At 40.5% G+C, this 19,949-nt stretch carries 18 protein-coding genes; 13 read left to right on the top strand and 5 right to left on the bottom strand.

What is annotated here, in order from left to right:
* Nucleotides 1-76: 76 nt before the first annotated feature.
* Complete coding sequence (locus HDE68_RS15445; protein ID WP_183883107.1) at nt 77-535, bottom strand: GNAT family N-acetyltransferase; 459 nt, start codon at nt 533-535, stop codon at nt 77-79.
* The gene (locus HDE68_RS15440; protein ID WP_183883106.1) at nt 532-1,422 is read right to left on the bottom strand and encodes a LysR family transcriptional regulator; all 891 of its coding nucleotides are present in this window, start codon (nt 1,420-1,422) and stop codon (nt 532-534) included. Before HDE68_RS15440 ends, HDE68_RS15445 begins: the two co-directional genes overlap by 4 nt.
* A gap of 127 nt (nt 1,423-1,549) precedes the next feature.
* On the opposite strand from HDE68_RS15440, the gene HDE68_RS15435 reads away from it, so the two are divergent.
* Nucleotides 1,550-1,942 carry a rhodanese-like domain-containing protein gene (locus tag HDE68_RS15435; RefSeq protein WP_183883105.1) on the top strand — a complete coding sequence of 131 codons (393 nt, stop codon included), beginning with the start codon at nt 1,550-1,552 and terminating at the stop codon, nt 1,940-1,942.
* Nucleotides 1,943-2,034: 92 nt separating this feature from the next.
* Here HDE68_RS15435 and HDE68_RS15430 read toward each other — a convergent pair whose 3' ends face one another.
* Nucleotides 2,035-3,168, bottom strand: a complete 1,134-nt coding sequence (locus HDE68_RS15430; protein WP_183883104.1) for an FAD-dependent oxidoreductase — start codon at nt 3,166-3,168, stop codon at nt 2,035-2,037.
* Between the two features lie 11 nt (nt 3,169-3,179).
* Nucleotides 3,180-3,776 carry a TetR/AcrR family transcriptional regulator gene (locus HDE68_RS15425; protein WP_183883103.1) on the bottom strand — a complete coding sequence of 199 codons (597 nt, stop codon included), beginning with the start codon at nt 3,774-3,776 and terminating at the stop codon, nt 3,180-3,182.
* A gap of 260 nt (nt 3,777-4,036) precedes the next feature.
* Between HDE68_RS15425 and HDE68_RS15420 the strand changes: the two genes are divergently transcribed.
* The 12 genes from HDE68_RS15420 (at nt 4,037) to HDE68_RS15365 (ending at nt 18,049) form a co-directional block, all read left to right on the top strand.
* On the top strand, nt 4,037-4,825 hold the full coding sequence (locus tag HDE68_RS15420; RefSeq protein ID WP_183883102.1) for an NIPSNAP family protein: 789 nt from the start codon (nt 4,037-4,039) through the stop codon (nt 4,823-4,825).
* A gap of 84 nt (nt 4,826-4,909) precedes the next feature.
* A complete protein-coding gene (locus HDE68_RS15415) occupies nt 4,910-5,086 on the top strand; it encodes a hypothetical protein (protein WP_183883101.1) in 177 nt (58 codons plus the stop codon).
* A 149-nt stretch (nt 5,087-5,235) separates the two neighbouring features.
* Nucleotides 5,236-6,162, top strand: coding sequence for a hypothetical protein (locus tag HDE68_RS15410; RefSeq protein ID WP_183883100.1), 927 nt, complete (start codon nt 5,236-5,238; stop codon nt 6,160-6,162).
* An 891-nt stretch (nt 6,163-7,053) separates the two neighbouring features.
* Entirely contained in the window at nt 7,054-7,212 is a 159-nt protein-coding gene (locus HDE68_RS15405) for a hypothetical protein (protein ID WP_183883099.1), read from the top strand.
* A 5-nt stretch (nt 7,213-7,217) separates the two neighbouring features.
* A complete protein-coding gene (locus HDE68_RS15400) occupies nt 7,218-7,379 on the top strand; it encodes a hypothetical protein (RefSeq protein ID WP_183883098.1) in 162 nt (53 codons plus the stop codon).
* 23 nt (nt 7,380-7,402) lie between these two features.
* Nucleotides 7,403-8,467: a sterol desaturase family protein gene (locus HDE68_RS15395; protein ID WP_260171778.1), complete on the top strand. Its 1,065-nt coding sequence runs from the start codon at nt 7,403-7,405 to the stop codon at nt 8,465-8,467.
* A gap of 113 nt (nt 8,468-8,580) precedes the next feature.
* Nucleotides 8,581-11,754 (top strand): SusC/RagA family TonB-linked outer membrane protein, encoded by a 3,174-nt coding sequence (locus tag HDE68_RS15390; protein WP_183883097.1) that lies wholly within the window; start codon nt 8,581-8,583, stop codon nt 11,752-11,754.
* Between the two features lie 9 nt (nt 11,755-11,763).
* Complete coding sequence (locus HDE68_RS15385) at nt 11,764-13,320, top strand: RagB/SusD family nutrient uptake outer membrane protein (protein WP_260171777.1); 1,557 nt, start codon at nt 11,764-11,766, stop codon at nt 13,318-13,320.
* Between the two features lie 43 nt (nt 13,321-13,363).
* The gene (locus HDE68_RS15380; protein WP_183883096.1) at nt 13,364-13,789 is read left to right on the top strand and encodes a rhodanese-like domain-containing protein; all 426 of its coding nucleotides are present in this window, start codon (nt 13,364-13,366) and stop codon (nt 13,787-13,789) included.
* Between the two features lie 27 nt (nt 13,790-13,816).
* Nucleotides 13,817-15,385 carry an arylsulfatase gene (locus tag HDE68_RS15375; protein ID WP_183883095.1) on the top strand — a complete coding sequence of 523 codons (1,569 nt, stop codon included), beginning with the start codon at nt 13,817-13,819 and terminating at the stop codon, nt 15,383-15,385.
* Between the two features lie 2 nt (nt 15,386-15,387).
* Nucleotides 15,388-16,224 carry a thioredoxin domain-containing protein gene (locus HDE68_RS15370; protein ID WP_260171776.1) on the top strand — a complete coding sequence of 279 codons (837 nt, stop codon included), beginning with the start codon at nt 15,388-15,390 and terminating at the stop codon, nt 16,222-16,224.
* 28 nt (nt 16,225-16,252) lie between these two features.
* A complete protein-coding gene (locus tag HDE68_RS15365; RefSeq protein ID WP_411267939.1) occupies nt 16,253-18,049 on the top strand; it encodes an arylsulfatase in 1,797 nt (598 codons plus the stop codon).
* A gap of 76 nt (nt 18,050-18,125) precedes the next feature.
* Here the strand turns inward: HDE68_RS15365 and HDE68_RS15360 are convergent, their stop codons facing one another.
* On the bottom strand, nt 18,126-19,781 hold the full coding sequence (locus HDE68_RS15360) for a lectin (protein WP_183883093.1): 1,656 nt from the start codon (nt 19,779-19,781) through the stop codon (nt 18,126-18,128).
* Nucleotides 19,782-19,949: the final 168 nt, after the last annotated feature.

The raw sequence follows: 19,949 nt of genomic DNA, 5'->3' as shown, positions 1-19,949 counted from the left end.
TAAAATAACAGGCAAATAATAAGAGCACTATAGGTTTTTTTACAGAAGAATCTTAAAGAGGGATACTTTTCGGCTTTTAAGCTTTGATAGTAAGTGTGAACCTTACTTTGTCCTTGCTTGCAGCTCCATTTTTTTTATAGAAATCTATTGCAGGCTGATTAAATACAGGGGTTTGCCATTGTAAATTGACACAGTCATTTTCCTGGGCTATTTCTTTGAGTTTTCTAATGATTTCAGAGCCTATGCCCATTCCACGGGTGTCTTCACATAAATACAAACAATCCATATAAAGAAAATTAGCGGCATCCCAGGTCGAATAATCTATCGTATAAGTGCAAAACCCTTTGAGCTTACCGTCAATTTCCACTACCCAGCATTTCAGCTGACTTTTGGACTGAAATAACTGGACATGTAATCTTTCTTTTTTACCTGTGCTATCATATGCAGCTTTTTCATAGGCAGTATGTTCTTCTATTAACCGGATCAGGTCATCCAGTTCATTCTCTTTAATTGTACGGATTATAAAGTTGTTCATCGGTTGCTGAGTTCTTCTTTTAGGTTTTCAATAAAATCAAGGATATACTTTTTACTGGAATCCTCGTGTCTGATAGCTGCATAATGTGTTCTGATAAGGCCTTTCTGACCAATTTTAATCTGCAGCAGCTCAGGTGAATTAACAAATGGTTTTAATGACCATAATGGTAAAGTCATGATTCCCATTCCGGTTTTGACCATTTCAAGCGCAACTTCAGTAAGAGGAATTGCAATTACCTGTTTAGGTTGTGTTTGATGGCCTTTTAAGAAATGCTGATACACTGTAACCGTTTCCATTGGATAAGAATGAATGATTAAAGTCTGATCAGAAAAATCAGGGGCATTCAGATACTTTTTACGGGCAAGGATATTGTCTTTCTGGACTATGGCTATGACCTCGTCTTTAAAAAGTTCGATATAGCGGATACTTTTATCTGTTGCCGGATCGGAGGTAATGGCTACATCAAGTTCATTACTCAATAACTTTTCCAGAGGTTTATGCGTGGCTTCTATGATAATCTTTACTTCCAGATCAGGATATAAAATATTCATCTTTGATAAGAAAGAAGGCAGCCAGTGATAACTGGTATAACATTCTGTGGCAATACGTAAACAGCCCATATATCCTTCCCTGAGTTCATTTACTTTAACCATAGCGCTGTTTAATTCTTTGAGAATAATGACTGCACTATCATATAATATTTTGCCTTCATCTGTAAGCAGCCACTGATTTTTTGTCCGGTAAAAGATTTTTGCCCCAATGCGTTCTTCTATATCTTTTAATTGATGACTGACGGCAGATTGTGTCAAAAATAATTTCCCAAGTGATTTGGTAATCCCTTTTTCTTCTGCAATAGTCTTAATTAAATTCAGGTGTCTTAACTCCATACACGAAAATAGTTATTAATATACCCATTCAGGCATGAATAATCTGCATGACGGCTTGCTGCAAAATTCATTAGCATATGGCTGGTTCTGCTTTTACTTTTGACATTCACAATTATTGATAATCAGAATGAAAACAGCTACACAGCACTTCCAGGACAAACTATCTTTTGAAATGGACCCTTCAGATCTTTTTGATGCGATAACATCAAAAGATAATATTATAGTCATTGATGCCCGCAAAGGTTTTGCTTATCAAAAGGAACACATTCCGGGGGCTGTAAATCTGCCACACCGGGATATGAACCCAGGCTCTACGATGCATTTGGATAAAAATGCTTTATACGTAACCTATTGTGACGGTATTGGATGTAATGCTTCTACCAAAGGGGCCCTGAATATGGCTGAACTTGGTTTTAAGGTCAAAGAATTAATAGGAGGGATAGTCTGGTGGAAGTTTGATGGTTATGCGACTGAAGGCAGTGATAAAACCGGGGGAGAAGAGATCCAATGTGCGTGTTAAGCTAAAGCAGATCTACTATAGCCCGGCAGAAGAGTTAAGCGAATATAAATCTGCCGGGTTATAAGTAGGTCTGCAATTAAGCTGGATTTAGCTTATCCCATAATATCAAGCATAAAAGAAACCGCATTTGGAGAATGTAATGCTGCCGTTGATTCCATTGTTTGGTTTGCAACGTCAGCAGCCCTGATCAGCATTTGTTTTTCATAAGCTGCCAGCGCAGCATGCGTATCCTTGAAATCGTTACTCAGCAGACATTGGCTTAATTCAAGCGCGTCCAGCATAGCCATATTGACACCTTCACCAGCATAAGGCGGCATCAGGTGTGCTGCATCGCCCAGCAAGGTAAGATTTGATAAGGTCTCCCAGTTTTGATCCAAAGGCATACAATATTGAGGGCGGGGAACGAACTGAGCCGCTGCGTTTTCAAATAATTCATCCCATATACTGTCCCAGCCTGAATATTCTTCTTTGAACCAGGCCAGTACTTGTTTTTTATCTGAAAAATCTATTCCGGCTGTGCGGCTCCAGTCTTCATTTGTGTTAAATCCAGGATAAAATATAATACTTCCATCTCCCTTTGAGCCTGCGATTAAAGTTTTTGAATCATCCATGGCGAATACTTTTCCACCATTGATGAGCTGGTGTATCTTTGGAATAGTGTTTTCAGAATTATACACCGCACCTTCAATTGCCGTTACACCCGAATAAAAAGGCTTAATAGGCGTAATGTATGGACGTATTTTTGAGTTCGCGCCATCTGCACCGATCACGATGTCTGCAATGGAAGTATTCCCATTTTTAAACTCTATTTTCCAGGAATCATTTTGCGGGGTTAGCGATACAAAATGACTGTCCCACACCACAGTATCCGGCTGTAAAGAATCTAATAAGATGTTTTGCAGTGGTCCGCGGTCAATCTCAGGACGCGAACTTTCCTGTCCGTTATCTTCAAAAAGGATATTCGCTTTTTTATCCGTGATCCGTAATTTATCCGCTCCCGGACGATAATTTGCTTTGAAAGCTTCCATTAATCCGGCTTCTTCTAAAGCTTTCAGCCCTGATTCTTCATGGAGGTCTAAAGTTGCACCCTTCATTCTGGCATCTTTATGTATATCTCTTTCATATACTTTTACAGTTGCACCGTTCATTTGTAAAAGTCTTGCCAGTGTTAATCCACCAGGGCCACCACCTATAATTGCTATATTTTTATTAATAATTGTGTTCATGGTCTATCTATTTATTTAAGAATTCCTTTGATAACTGCATCACAGCATTCTGATACTATTTTTTCTGTAATGATCTGTTTAGGTCGTTCCTGATAATCAAAATACTCCTTGACCAGATCAAGAACCGGAGAAAACAACAAGGCCCTGTAAACATCCTGTGGAAATATTTTTATAATACCCTTTGCTGCGTTAAGCTCTAAAAATTGGTGAATAGGGGCAAAGAAATGACCTTGCTGTATATTAGCCTGCTGAAATGCTTTATTCAGCAGGGGTGAAGATTTTCCATATTGAAGTAATACAAATGAATGCCTGTTGTTTTTTAGATACTGAAATGTGTTCTGCCATAGTTTTTTCACCCCTTTAGTAAAATCCATATCCGGAGTAAATTTTTCCAGGACAGCTTTTTCATAAGCCCCAAGTACCTCTTCGATAAAAAGCTTGATTAAAAGATCTTCTTTATTCTCGTATTTGATATAGATTGTACGCGGTGATACATTAGCTGCTTTAGCCAGTTTCTGCATACTCAGGTTTTCCAGTCCTTCTTCTGCAATAATTTGCAGGGCGATGGTACGAATGGCTTCCTCTTTCTCTAAATTTTTTGGTCTCATGGTAATCTTTTTCTATATGATCTCTGAATACGGATACAAAGTAAGTAAATGTTTATTTACTTATCAAGTGTATTTCCTATTGTTTTTATTATTGTTTACAAAAGAATGATTTATCTCCTCTGTCAATTAGGATTCGGTTTTAATAGAGAGTATATTTATGTTCGTGTAAGATATATCGTAGTTGACGTAATAATCCGACAACTTAATTTTGATAAGTCTATAATTGCGCCTTCGGAAATCGAATTAATTTAATCCTTTGTATGAAAAGACGTTCATTCGTAAAAACATCCTTAATGACAGGTACGGCTGTAATGGCTGCTCCGGTTGTGAATCTTGCGATGGTTAAAGCCGAATCTGCTGAATTCTATGAATTAAGAGTATATACCTTAAAGAATAGTATGCAGCAAAAGCTGGTCGAAGATTTTTATAGTAAAGCTGCTATACCAGCATTTAACCGTTTAGGTATCCGGCATGTTGGTGTTTTTACGGAGTTAAAACCTGTGGGACAAACAAAGTTATTTGTATTGATTCCTTATCAGAACCTTGTCCATTTCAATGAGATACTTAATCAATTGGATAATGATAAAGCCTATCAGCAAAAAGGTGCCGCTTATCTGACTGCACCAGCAACAGAGCCAGCTTATGAAAGGATAGAAAGTTCTATGATGAAAGCCTTTGCATATGCTCCAAAAATGATAGTTCCTGCCGGCAGGTCCAGGATTTTTGAACTCCGCCAATATCAAAGCGCCAGTGAGGCTGCAGGTAAAAAGAAAATCGAAATGTTTAATGATCAGGGAGAGATTGATATTTTTAAACGTCTGGGTTTTAAACCTGTATTCTGGGGTGAAACTGTAATAGGGCCGTTGAGGCCTAACCTGACCTACATGGTTACTTTTGATAACCTGGAGGCTAAAGATGCTCATTGGAAGTCTTTTATCGATGATCCGCAATGGAAAAAGATAAGTACTGCAGCAGGGTATGCCGATGCACTGCTGGTCAATAAAATTACATCAACTCTGTTATTACCTGCTGTTTATTCGCAGGTTTAATTAGAATTGATTTCCTTCCCAATTTATTTGATAAATCAGAGGGGTTTAATACAGAATCTTTGCTTAAATAGATTAATATAAATAATGATGAAGAAAGAAAAATCAAATGAGAAAAAAGTGTCACTTGGAAAAGTTATTGTCGCTGTATTTAATACCGCAGGGAAGACAAATGAATTTGGAAATGATGACCGTAAAAGTGGATCATTTTGTCCCGCATGCATAGATAAACCTCCTTACACAACAATAACAGAAATAATTTAGATAGTATAAACCGAACGGTTTTTTAATAGGAATATGCCTCCAACTTTAGTCATAGTTTGAGGCATATTCATTTAAAAAAATAAATGAATTTTTTGACCGATAATAAATTTTAAACATTCAATTTTAATAGCCTAAACCTTTTATCACCAATGAAACTAAAAACAATACTATTTTTCCTGTTCATAAGCGGAAGCTTATTTAAAGTGAATGCGCAAGATGCCCAGATAAAGTTTTCACAAAGAACTAATGATGACCGGTCTGTCAATTTCAGTTATGATAAAAATGATCCGGGCAGTTATACTATAATTATTAAATTCTCAGAACTAACCAATTGTTCGGGGCCGATGGAACGTGAGTTTACACTAAAAGGGACAGCCGGAAGTTTCATGAACTTAAGACCTGAAAATAAACTATTAAATATTGGTTTTAATTATAGATCAAACTACATCAGAGGGAAATTAAACCCTAAATATGATGCTGATTTTGTCTACCTTCTTCCATATAAAACAGGAACTAAAGTCAATGCAAAAGAAAGTAACTATGTGATGACTCAGTATTTTGGTAAGACGGCTCCTGCGGATTGGAAATCTTATCGCTTTTATACCAAAGATGAAGATACTGTTACTGCTGTCAGAAAGGGTATGGTTGTGGAGTTAAAAGATGGTTATGATCCTGAAAGGCCTGGAGAAGTACAATTTACCTCAAAAGTTAATGAAATCACCATTGAACATCCCGATGGAACACTTGCCAGATATACAGGTTTTAAAAAGGGCAGTTTTGCAGTTAAATTAGGACAAACCGTTTTTCCGGGTACAGCTTTAGGCTTAAATAGTCAGACCAATGGAAATGATAATTTTAATATCTCTTTTATTCTCATGTATCTTAATTCCAAAGATTTTGAGAATGCAAGAAATGAAAACCATAAAAGCATGTATGGTTTTATAACCCCGCATTTCTATTCAGCTGGTATTGACAATGCAATATTGGTTAAAGGCCAGGATTATACTGCCGGTGATACCCCTGACATTATCAGGAAAGAACTGAACAAAAGAGAACTGAAACAGTTTAACAAATAGCTTGCAGTGCGATCAGTATTCTCTTCCCATAAACTTATCTTTATGGGAAGAGAATAAATATATATTAATAAATCTTTTGAATTCTGGTGCCCATTAGCCAGTATCCTGAGCCCTCATTAGCTCAGATAACTCTGAAAGCGTAGTTTCTGCGAAGAGTTTTTTCCCTTTATACCGCTGATATTTGCTGATCCCGTTTAGATGAATAAATAATCTGCTATATAGCCTTCCTTTTGATTTCCTGTCCGGGTGAGTGCAGAATATTGCTGACTAGATTATTTAATAAACAGGGGGCTGTTCGGAAGTTCAAAACCAATTGTTTGATAAACTTCCGGACAGCCCCCCACGGATTAATAACTGAACCAGGTGAAATTTGGCGTTGGACCCGATTCAATCTTGTCATTTAAACCTTTGGTAAAGATAAATAAATAGCATCAGGAATACTAATTCGCAATATTTAGAATATAATCTACTAAATTTATAGATTTAATTGTATTTATGATTTTCATATTATATATTTGTACTAACGCTCTACAAAACAGCACATAACCAATGTTAAAATTAAAATTACATACCGGTTTTAAAATGAATTCTGCCAATGAAAACTTAATGTTTTCTCATGATGCAGGATACTGTTGTTGTTGTTAGCTAATTCTCCCTCTACCGATGGACAGCACGCTGATTCTCTATAAGAATCAGCCTATTTAATAAAAGAACAGGAGTTCAATTGGCGTTGGTACTGTTCAATCTTGTCATTTAAAGAATAAATCATCATGCAATCTCTTTCGGGACTCTTTTGGGTTTACTATGCCCTTTTTATACCCTCTTTATCCTGCGGTTCTACGTATCGGACAGAAAGAGAGATGAGTTGTTTCGCACCTAAAAATTCACCATATGACTATTTCAGACTTACAATTAATCGGAAAGAAGATCGTAGTCGGAATCGTAGTAGCTACTGTTCCACTCGTCATTCTATTAGGAGGGCTATGGCTTATCCAAACAGTTTTATCAGACAATCCTTTGTCTCCATCTACCACCGTTCATCTTAAGTAAATAATATGAAAATCGAAGAAGCTGTAAAGCAAAGGATCATTAAGAATGTATTCCTTAGCCTGTTTATCTATGCGCTGCCCATTTTACTGATGTTTTTCACCTTTTATTTTACAGGACAGCGGCCCTGGTTAAAAAAGGCTGTTAAAACCAGCCATATTAGTAAATAATCAACCACCTAAAACCATCAACAATGATTAAAATTATTCAAGAAGTCATCGATAACCTGAATGGTTACGGACTAAGTGTACTGGTACTCGTATTAGGGATACTGGAGTTTTCTTTCGGCCTCTATAAAAAACGCTGGAACAAGAACGAAAAAATGGTTGATATCGCTTGTTTTGTCTTACCTAAACTGGTAATCAGACCTGCTATTGCATTTTTCGGACTTAAGTTCTTACCCGCTGTCATTCCTGCTTTGAGCAATCAGTTTAGCTGGGTGTCTTTTGGCTGGGGCGTACTGATTATCGCCATTGCAGATGATCTGACCCAATATTGGTATCATCGGTTGCACCATGAAATTCCATGGTTATGGCGTTTTCACCGGACGCACCATTCTGCACCTTATATGGGAATGGCTATGGCGAGCAGACAAAATGCGATTTATACCTTGTTTTTTTCTCAGACTTACGTTACCACTATTCTGGTCTATCTTGGCCTGGGAGCACCTAGAATCGTAGTAGGGGCTATAAAAAGTACGATCACGACCTTAGCGCATTCCAGTATCCCCTGGGATAAGCCTTTTTATCAATACAAAATACTGCATCCGGTTGCCTGGGTTTTAGAACGCTTAATTTCTACACCAGCAACACACCATGCCCATCATGCAGCGACCACAGATGATGGGGTAGGTTATTATAAGGGCAATTTCGGAAACATGTTCTTTTTGTGGGATATCATTTTCGGGACCGCTCATATTTCCAGACAATATCCTGCTGTTTATGGCATTTCACATTACCAGGAAGATCCCTGGTATGCACAGTTATTATGGCCTGTTTTCAAATCTAATGTTGCAGGAAGTGAGCTGGCTGCCGATGGCCCGATGGTTAAGCCCGATATTTCAATTGATCACGAAGATGAGGAACAAGAAGAGCGGATTTTAAAGAAAGTGGAACAGCAGATTTTAGCAGAACAGGAACAGCAGGTTCTGGAAGAAGAAGAAAAGCAAAATTTAAAAGAGCAGGAACAGCGGACTCTGAAAGAGGAAGAACTGTTGATTTTGAAAGAAGTAGCCCTTCAGGCAGGAACCAATTTCTAATTTATACCGCACAAAAATATTATTTAGCTATTTCTACAGATTAATTCAAATAAGTTCAGGAATCAATTGGCGTTGGACCTGCTTATGTCTTGTCATTTTTAAAACGATCAAATATGCAAAATTTTGCTAAAGCCGGGGAGAGTTATGTCCCGGCTTTAATCTATACAGCAGCAAAAAATACTGCTGTTCTTAACTTACAAAAACTAGTAGAAACTTATACCTTTGCACTGTCTTTCAGTATATTACTGTTTTTCTTGTTTACTTTTTCCTTAACTACTGCCGCGCAGGAAAATCAGCCGCTCATCAATTCAACGCTTGCAGGCAGGGTGTTGGATGAAAAAACAAAAGAAGCTTTACCGGGCGTTTTAGTACAGATCAAAGGGACTACGCATAAAGTTGCCACAGATGATAAAGGAAAATTCAACTTCAAAACAGGACAGAAGTTTCCCTATACACTGGTAGTCAGTTTTATCGGTTACGAAAAACTGGAATTAAGCGTAGACGGCAGCCCCGTTGAGATCTTACTCAAAGAAACCACCAACAATCTGAATGATGTAGTGGTAGTGGGTTATGGAACACAGCGGCGTAAAGATATTACGGGATCTGTCGCTTCTATCAAACTGGAAGAGGTCAAAGGACAACCCGTAAGTTCTCCCGAAAGATTACTTCAGGGATCAATCCCGGGCGTTCAGGTGACGCAATCGACCGGTCAGCCGGGTGGTGGCGTGAGTGTACAGGTGAGAGGTACTGCATCACTTACCGCGGGTTCACAGCCACTTTATGTCATTGACGGTTTTCCTTTCTATAATGATGAAAAACTGGCAGATGCAGGTGTAACCAGCGGGCCTAAAATCAATTTGCTCTCTGCAATAAATCCTGGGGATATAGAATCTATTGACGTTTTAAAAGACGCTTCTTCTACAGCTATTTATGGTTCCAGGGGAGCAAACGGTGTCATCATTATCAATACTAAAAAAGGGACTGCCGGGAAATCTTCGGTCAATTTTGACAGTTATTATGGTACGCAGGAAGTGGTGAAAACCATTCCTTTACTGAATGCCACCGAATGGGGGCAACTGAGAAATGACGCCCTGGTCAATGCCGGGAAATCTCCTTATTATACGCAGGCACAGCTCGATGCTTTAGGGGTAGGAACAGACTGGCAGGAGGCGGCTTTTCGGAATGCTGCTGTTCAGAGCCATAACTTATCCATTCTGACAGGTACAGAGAAAACCAAATTTGCGCTTTCGGGTAATTATTTCAAGCAGGACGGTGTATTACAGAATACTGATTTTACACGTTATTCGGGCCGTTTAAATGTTGAACATCAATATAATGACCGTTTAAAAATCGTGTCTTATATTGCCGGAAGCAGTTCAAAAGCACAGGTTGCACCGCAATCCGTTGTACCCAATTTATTACTGATGACCCCTGCTATTCCGATTTACAATCCGGATGGTTCTTTCTATCTGAAAAGTCCTTTTGAGGGTACTTATGGAAATCCGATCAATACCCTGTATAACCAGCTGAACGAAACCCGCACTAACCTGGTATTGGGAAATGCATCAGCAGATTACAAGATCATTGAGGGTTTACAAGCCAAAGTATCGGCGGGGGTACTCATTGTAGATAATAAGCAAAACCGCTATCTGCCATCTACGGTTTATGAAGGTACAGGTACAGCAGGGCTTGCTCAGGTGGGTACCTTGTTTACCACGCGCTGGTTGAACGAGAACACACTGAACTATACCAGGCAGCTAAACAATAACCATAATATCAATGTATTGGTTGGATATACCCAGGAGTCTGCGGTCACTAAAGGTGCTATTGCCGGTGCCGCTGGTTTTGCTACAGATGAAACGGCTTACAATGATCTTTCTTCTGGGATTATCTCTCAAACGCCATCTTCCACTTCTTATCAGACTGCTTTAAGATCATTTCTGGCCAGGGCAAATTACGGTTACAGCAATAAATATCTCCTGACCCTGACTCTGAGAGCTGATGGTTCTTCGCGTTTTTCACCAGGTCATCAGTGGGGGACATTTCCTTCGGCAGCTATAGCCTGGAATGTAAGTGAAGAGGGGTTTTTAAAGAACAGCCCGGCAATCACCAATTTAAAAGTACGCTTTAGTGCAGGTCTGACCGGTAATCAGGAAATCCCTCCTTATCAGTCTTATTCCAGAGAGGTTTTTTACAGGTATAATTTTAACGGGACCAATGCATCGGGCTATGCTCCGGGAACCAATGCCAACCCTAATCTTACCTGGGAAAAAACGGCGCAGTACAATTTGGGAATTGACCTCGCTTTATTCAATAACCGGATTAACGTTGTTGCAGATGTTTACTATAAAAAAACCACCGATCTGTTATACAATATCACCGTACCTGCTACAAGTGGTTTGCTGGATTTCAACACACTGCAAAGCCAGATTTACCAGAATATCGGAGCAGTGCAGAATAAAGGATTTGAACTGGGGATCAATACCAAAAATCTGGTTGGCGATTTTAAATGGTCTTCCAGTATCATCTTTGCGTTAAACAGGAATAAGGTGCTGAGCCTGGACAATGTCAGCCAGCTCATCCCGGATAGCTCTCTGCCTTCAATTGCAGCAGTAGGTTACCCGATCGGGTCTTTTATTGTTTACAAAACTGATGGTTTGATCCCTGCCGGAACCCCTGCGGCCTTAGCGTTGACGCCTTCTGGAAATAAAGCACCGGGCGGCCAGCAATATGTGGACAAAAATGGAGACGGAAAGATTACCCAGGCAGGGGACAGGTATATCATCTCTAACCAGCCCTTATTTACAGGAGGGATTACAAACAATTTTAGTTTCAGAAATTTTGATTTATCAGTGTTTTTTCAGACTTCTTATGGTAATAAACTCTACAATCAGAACAGGGGTACTTTAGAATTGGGGACGGGCTATACCAATGCTTCACGCAATTTATTGGACCGTTATACCGCTACCCATACCAATACAGATGTGCATAGCGCTTATACCGACCCGGCGGTCACCATTTCGGACAGGTTTATTGAAGATGCTTCGTACCTGCGCCTCAAAAATGTAACGTTCGGTTATACTTTACCCCATAAATTATTGAATAAAGCGGGTATAAAAGCGATAAGGTTTTATGTCTCTGCACAGAATTTATGGACCTGGACCAATTATACAGGTTATGATCCTGAGGCAAATTATAATGGGCAGTCTGCGATCAATTCGGGCGTGGATAATGGTGTTTACCCGAATAGTAAAACCATCATGGGTGGTGCTACACTTTCCTTTTAATCTGATATAATGATGAAAACGACTTATAAATATTTTCTGCTGGCATTGACCCTTGGCGTAATCAGCTCCTGTGCCAAACTGAAAGAAAATCCTGATTCTTTTATTCCTGCAAAGGATTATTATAAAACTAAAGCAGATGCGATTAATGCGGTCAATGCTGTTTATTTTCTTTTAAATTCCGGAGGGACTTCCGTTCAAACCCCTTACAATACGCTATTTGCTACAGGTATGGACTTTATGTCCGATGATATTGATCCGGGGCCGGGTGCGACCAATGCCGATGTGCGCTCTCAGGCTGTGCTGAACCATTCTTCTACCGGGCTTAGGGTTTTACAGTTATGGCAGCAGCACTATGCAGGAATTAAGAAGGCAAATATTGCGATTGACCGGGTGCCGGGAATTACAGATGCGGCTTTAACAGAAGATCTTAAAAAAAGACTGGTCGGGGAAGCCAAACTGCTCAGGGCGCTATACTATTTCAATATCGTGCGTTTATTTGGCGCCGTGCCTTTGATTTTACATGATCAGGAAGGCGTGACGATCGTTGATTTTGCGATTGAACAAACCCCTGTTGCCGGAGTATATACACAGATTGAAAAGGATTTGTCTGATGCGGCATCGGCCCTGCCGGATTCTTATAGCGGTGCAGATCTTGGCAGGGCGACAGCAGGCGCGGCAAAATCGCTGCTTGCCAAAGTCTATCTGACCGAGGGGAAATGGGCCCTTGCGGTTTCAAAGGCCGAAGAAGTAACAGGCCCTTATCCTTATAGTGCAGGTTCAAGCCCTTATAAATATGATCTTTTTACCGATTATTCGCAGGTATTTCTTCCTGCTTTTAAAAATGGAAAGGAACATATTCTGTCTGCCCAGTTTAAATCGAACTCTTTGGGACAAGGCAATAACCAGGCTCCAAGGGGCGCACGTTCCGGGGTACCGGGTATGGTTGGTTCTTATGCTGATCAGGTTAGGTTTTATACCCAGGGAACGGACAAAAACTTTAGTATTTATAAGTTATACAGTGCAAATGACCGCAGAAAAAAGAACGGAACTTTTGTAACCCGTTTCTTAGGCTCTGATGGTAAATGGTATGGAGATTTAGTAGATAAATCTATTCCCGGAGATTCTATTCCTTATCTGAACAAATACTGGGACCCGGGACAGGTTGCTAATTTAAGTGAGTCGGCGGCTAATGTACCTGTAATCAGATTTTCTGAGGTACTACTAATCCTGGCAGAAGCGGAGAACGAGCTTAGCGGGCCTTCAGCAAAAGCTTATGCCGCTTATAACCGCGTGCGTGAACGTGCTGGCCTGACACCTTTCAATGCTTTAAGTCAAAATCAATTCAGGGATTCACTTTACCTGGACCGCAGGCTTGAACTGGTCTGGGAAAATCAGCGCTGGTTTGATCTGATCAGAGAAAAGGACGCAACCGGAAAGATTATTCTGGAAGATGCACTTAAAAAAGCAGGTAAAACTAATGTTTCTGTTCCTAAACACCTGTTGTTTCCGATCCCTCAGCAGGAAATTGATCTGAATGCCAAATTGATACAAAACCCTGGCTGGTAAAAGAACAGCTATAACTAATTATTGACCACCTAAAATTATTGAAATGAAATTATTCAGAATTGTGCTTTTCTTGTTATTACTGGCCGTGCTGGGGGCTGCAGCACAAACAGGCCATCAGGGATATGTACAAAAAAGCCCTAATAAAATTGTAGTCACCACACAGCTCAGTCAAAAACTTTTGGCTCAGATCGCAAGCGGAGATGCTTACCTGGTAGATGTCCGTACCGCTGAGGAGTACAAAGGCAGTCATTTGAAATATGCAAAAAACATGGATATTAAATCTGCTGACTTCGGGACTGAAATCAGTAAGCTGAATAAAAATAAGCGTGTTTATCTGTATTGCAGATCTGGGAGCAGGAGCGGAAAGGCGACAGACACCTTGCAAACTTTCGGCTATAAAAGAGGCTATAATATTGGTGGTTTGGATAGCCTGGCTAAATCGGGTTTTCCTTTGGAAAATGGGCATTAGGTTATGTTAAAGACTAGCAAAATAACTATGAAAAATCACTTAAGCCTGTTTATCATATTTTGCATGATGGCTTTGAATGTTTCTGCTCAAAAGTCCAGGCCAAATATTGTTGTGATCCTGGCCGATGATTTAGGGTTTTCTGATCTCGGTGCATTTGGCTCTGAAATTCATACACCAGTTCTGGATAAACTGGCGAAACAAGGGCTTTTGATGAATCAGTTTTATAATGCAGGCAGATGCTGTCCTTCGCGGGCTGCCTTGCTGACCGGGCTTTATCCGCATCAGGCCGGGGTTGGTGATATGGTGCAGAATAAAGGTTCTGAGGCTTATCAGGGATTCCTGAATTCCAATTGTGCTACAATTGGTGAGTTGTTAAAAGCCGGGGGGTACAGCACAATTGTTTCCGGTAAATGGCATATTGGACTGGTGCCTTCTGCCTGGGCTGTAAACAGGGGCTTTGAAAAATCTTTCACACTACAAAACAATGGAAGCAGTTATTTTAATTCGAAACCCTTATATAATGACGGCAGGACGGTGAATTTCTTATTGAATGGCAAGGAGGTGGAAAGGCAGGATACCTCTTTATACCTGACACAGGCAATTACCAATTTTGCTTTAAAATCTCTGGATGAAGTTAAAGACCGGCCAAATCCATTTTTACTCTATGTAGCTTATAATGCACCGCACTGGCCTATTCAGGCTTTGCCTGAGGATATTGCAAGATATAAAGGCAAATATTTAAATGGCTGGGATGCCCTCAGGCAACAGCGGTATAAAAAGCTTCTGGCCCTGGGGATAATCAAAAAGGAGTGGGCTTTATCCCCGCGTTTTGAAAGTGTAAAGGCATGGGATACTTTATCTGAGCAGGAGAAAGAACTATGGGATACCCGGATGGCAATTTATGCCGCTATGATTGACCGGATGGATGCTGGTATTGGCCAGATCCTGAATAAAATCAAGCAGATTAAAAGAGATAAAAATACGCTGGTTGTTTTTCTCTCCGATAATGGCGGAAGTGCCGATGAAGTGAAAAAATGGGATTACGTGACACAGAAGAATGGTGTTCCCGGCAGTGTAAATTCTATAGACAGCTATGAAGCCCCATGGGGAAATGCAAGTAATACCCCTTTCAGGCTATTTAAGAAAAACACGCATGAAGGAGGGATTTCAACTCCATTTATCGCTTATTATCCAGGGGTAATTAAGGCGGGATCAAGAAGTAACCGACCAGCCCATTTTATTGACTTATTACCCACTTTACTGGAGGTCTCGGGTTTGAAATATCCCGAGAAATTTAAGGGTAACCAGTTGAAAAAGCTAGAAGGGTATAGTCTGGTGCCCGTTTTTAAAGGTAAGGCAAACAATAGCAGAGCTGCACTTTACTGGGAACATGAAGGGAGCAGGGCAATCAGGGAAAAGGATTGGAAGCTGGTTGCTGAACTGAATGCCCCCTGGGAATTATATAATCTGAAAACAGACCGGACTGAAACCCATGATCTGGCGCTGAAATATCCTGAACAAGTTAAACAAATGGAAAAAAAATACCTGGCATGGGCTGCAAAAGTTGGTGTCCGGGACTGGAACAAAATCAAATAATTATGAAACAGATTAAACACTTTATTTTAATGTTACTCGTTTCGGCAGCCGGAACGGTTAAGGCACAGCAAAGTCCCGGAGAAAACCACCAGGCACTGGCAAAAGCTAATGGGTTAGCTTCTTCCGGAGCTCATACGGCACTATCAAAGACAAATGGGCCAGCTTCTTCCCGGCCAAAGGAGCAGACTGCTGCTAAAGAATCCTTTTTAACGCTTGCAGAATTTGCATTCAGTGTTAAAAAAGCAAGTGCACAGCTCATCGATGCCCGCACGCACGAAGAGTTTATCCAAAACCATATCAAAGGGGCGATCAATATTGACCCTGCATCTGCAGGCTATGCAAAACAGATTGCAGAACTGGCTAAAGAAAAACCTGTTTTTATTTATTCTATAGCAAACGGACGCAGTGTTACCGTTGCAAAAGAATTGAGGGCTAAAGGATTTAAAGAAGTCAATGTATTGCCGGGTGGCATTGCCAATTGGATCGGATCGGGTTATCCGATTATCAGCAACACTAAAAAAGGGTTAGCCTTGTCTTCCGCCCAGTTTAATACTTTAACGGGATCTTCAGATTTGGTGCTTGTTGATTTTGGTTCAAGATATTGCGGCGCTTGTAAACAGTTGATCCCTGTACTGGATTCCTTAGAAAAGAAACAGGATTTGAAAGCTAAAATTATCAGGATTGAAGCCTATGACAATACAGAATTATTAAAAGATTTGAAAATTAATCAATTGCCAACCCTTGTACTTTATCAGGGTGGCAAACAAATATGGAAAAAAGCCGGATTATCATCTGCTGCTGAATTAGAAACATTGATCAATAGAAAAGGACATGAATAGAAAACATATTATTGCGTTGATGACGTTCATGGCAGGGTTAAGCTATACTGCTGGCTATTCACAAAATATTACGCAGCAGCAAGAACCTTTTAAAGGGGTAATCGGCAAAACCCTGGCAGAATCAAAAGAGTCCTGGACTAAACCGGTCACTGCACCAAAAGGGGCGCCGAACGTCCTTTGGGTATTGCTCGATGATGTCGGTTTTGGTGCCACAAGTACTTTAGGCGGTGTGATCAGTACGCCCACTTTTGATACCCTGGCCAATGAAGGTTTAAAGTATACTAATTTCCATACCACGGCAATTTGTGCACCCACACGTTCTGCACTGTTGACAGGCCGGAATAGTCACTCAGTACATGAGGGGGGCTTTTCGCATATTGTTATGTCTGCTGGTTTTCCAGGCTATGATGGCAGAATCCCTTCCGATAAAGGAACTATTGCAGAGATCCTCCGTGAAAGTGGTTACAATACTTTTGCTGTTGGAAAGTACGGTTTAACACCCGATGAAGATGCTACAGATGCAGGCCCTTTTGACAGGTGGCCTTTGGGAAAAGGCTTTGACCATTTCTTTGGTTTCTTAGGTTCGGCAACAGATCAGTATAAACCAGATTTAGTAGAGGATAATGCACATGTTAAACCCGATGGCAGACATTTGAATGAGCAGATCACAGATAAAGCAATCAGTTTTATTGACAGACAGCAAAAAGCAAATTCAGGTAAGCCATTCTTTTTATATTATGCACCGGGCGCTACACATTCCCCTCATCAGGTAGCTGCACAGTGGAGTGATTTATATAAAGGGAAATTTGATAAAGGCTGGGATGTATTCAGAGAAGAAGTATTTAGCAGACAAAAGAAACTGGGCATTATCCCCGCCAATGCAGTACTGCCGGAACGTAACCCAAATATCAGGGCATGGAATAAACTAACTGATCAGGAGCGGAAATTATATACCCGTTTTATGGAAGTCTACGCAGGTTATCTTACCTATACCGATCATGAGGTTGGCCGGTTGATTCAACACCTGAAAGATATCAGACAACTGGAGAATACGGTTGTATTTGTGATTATTGGTGATAATGGGGCAAGTAAAGAAGGAACCATAAATGGTACCATTGATTTGCAAAGAGCTGCTTCTGCAAAACTGAGTTTACAGGAATCATTAAAACACAATACAGAGGTAATCAGTGAAATAGGAACTCCGGATGCAATTCAGGGCAATTATCCTTTAGGTTGGGCACAGGCCTTAAACACTCCCTTTAAGCAATGGAAGCAAGATGCTGATTCTGAGGGAGGAACACGCAACCCTTTAATTGTTTATTATCCTAAAGGGATTAAAGATAAAGGAGGCATCCGTACACAATATGGTCACGTGATCGATCTTTTACCGACTACTTTGGAGTATACCGGAATTAAAGCTCCTGAATATATCAGGGGGATTAAACAGGATTCTATCCAGGGAACTTCGCTGGTCTACTCTTTTGATAACGCAAAAGCTCCGTCAAGACATACCATTCAGCATTATTATATCTTTGGCGCAAGATCGATTTATAGCAATGGCTGGAAAGCAGCACTACCTTATCATCCTGATCTGATCGATGTAGCAAATAATAAAGAAGGCCTTGCTAAAAATTATACCGAAAACGTTTGGGAATTATATAACCTGAATGAAGATTTCAATGAAAGGATCAATCTGGCTAAAAAGTATCCGGAAAAACTGGAAGAGCTGAAAGCCCTATTTGAAGTACAGGCCAGGAAATACAACCTCTATCCATATATTACCTGGGACGATGTCTATAATTTAAGGCTCCATAAAAATTATTAAAAACTATAAACGCACTAAAGCAGAAGCCCCCGGATTGTTTAAATCCGGGGGCTTCTGCTTTAATTAAGACCTATAATTAGTTAAAGTTGAACTGTTCCCAGATCCCTGCAGAGTCGCGGTTACAAGTCATAGCCTGTGTACCGTTTTCTGTGGAAATAAACTTTCCATTATTCCCGCGCAGTGATATCGTTCCATTGCTGTTTTTAACCCAGTCAAACTGTTCCCAGATCCCTATAGCAGTACGGCTGCAGCTAATTGGTAATGCACCATTCTCAGAAGACACATATTTATCGCCATTTTTCAGGGCAACTTTTCCATTTCCTGCATTAACAACAATAAAACGTTCTGTTCCTGCTGCCGCGCTGCGGTTACAAAACATATTCTGTATACTGCCACCTGTGCTTACAAAAAGATTATTGGAACCTTTTAAGCTCACAGTCTGGTCAAAAGGGATTCCGCCAATAGTGCCTCCGCCAATTACAGGCTCGGTAGGTCTGACAGCTGTCAGCGGGATCTGTCCCTTTAACATTTTACCTCCATCATTGGTTAACCTCAGGTAATAGTCAGCAGAACATTTTACCCCATCTTCGTCCAGCGCCAGAAAACCAGCTCCTGAAGGGACCATACTTGTGTTTTCGGCAGTTTTAGCAATCTGATTGCCCTCATTATATTCATCAAACATAGATATATATATACCCTGACAGCCCGCCTTGATCATATTGTAAAACTGGCGCCACATAAAGTCACCATGTGCACGTTGTCTCTCTTGTAAATCACCAGGTAATACGCAGGGCTGATAATCAATTCCATTTGCATTACAAAAAGCCTGATCAGGTACATTGACATTGCTATAAAAATTATCAGCATCGTTCACATTACCTATCCGGCCAACCATCCAGGGCGAAATCATATTTAAAGCTTTATAAGCCTGCAGGAAATTTGGTCTTGAATCGCTGTTCCCATCACGCCAATGCGTAGGTACCCCGCCAATTACATAACAGCCTTTTGCTTTAAACCAGTTAATTACATCCAGACATACATCTGCAGACCAGGGATGATTATTGTCATCGAATCCAAAACCCCAGATGCAGACTACTGGCTTACCGTTCTGTTTGGCATATGCCGGTGAAGACGTATAAGCCGACATTTTCGAAGTCCAGTCAGCTTTGATTTCCGGCTGCATATTTGCCCAGCCACTTACATCATACATGATATAAAACTTACGGTTATGCGCCTCGGCAGCAATTTTTACTTTGCTGGTTACCGCGTCTCTTATCGGGCCTTCCCAGCCATTAGGGTTGAAACGCTGTAAAGCTGCTGCATCTATGCCATTTTGTTCCATCCACTTGAAATGGATATCAATGGTCTGGTCGCTGTAAGAAGAAAACAGTCTGGCCTGCTGACCATTACCAAGATTAGAGAACCCTGTTTGATAAGATGAAGTATATTCCCGCATATCCGGCCAGGATTTAATTCCATTATTGCCCGAAGAGGGCTGCTGTGAAGCATTTGGTGCCCAATGCCACCAGGCATTAATAGGTGAGCCATCTCCGATACAGGCAAACCAGCCCTGGTAACCAACAGTAATTTTACCGACTACATCGCCAGCAGGTGAGGATTGTACCAGTTTAGTGTTCTGCTGGTTGTCGGACTGCGCATTAAGTTTTTGTTTTGCACAGCTAAATAGCAGGCATAGTGATGCCAGCAGATAAACGTTTGTAATTGTTTTCATAAAATATAGTATAGATGTTTATTGGCAGGTGATGCTTGAATTTACCCTGATTATTTCCCCTGGCTGTGAATTGATATTTGAGCCATTGAATCGATTTAATATGGTTTTTAAGGTATATAGAGGCCGAATATATTAAAAAATCAGAAACAGGCCCTGCTATTTTTTATT

Origin of the sequence: Pedobacter cryoconitis (assembly GCF_014200605.1) — a bacterium.
GTDB lineage: Bacteria > Bacteroidota > Bacteroidia > Sphingobacteriales > Sphingobacteriaceae > Pedobacter > Pedobacter cryoconitis_B.
The sequence above is the reverse complement of the archived record's forward strand: the minus strand, read 5'-3'. Positions and strand labels throughout refer to the sequence as shown.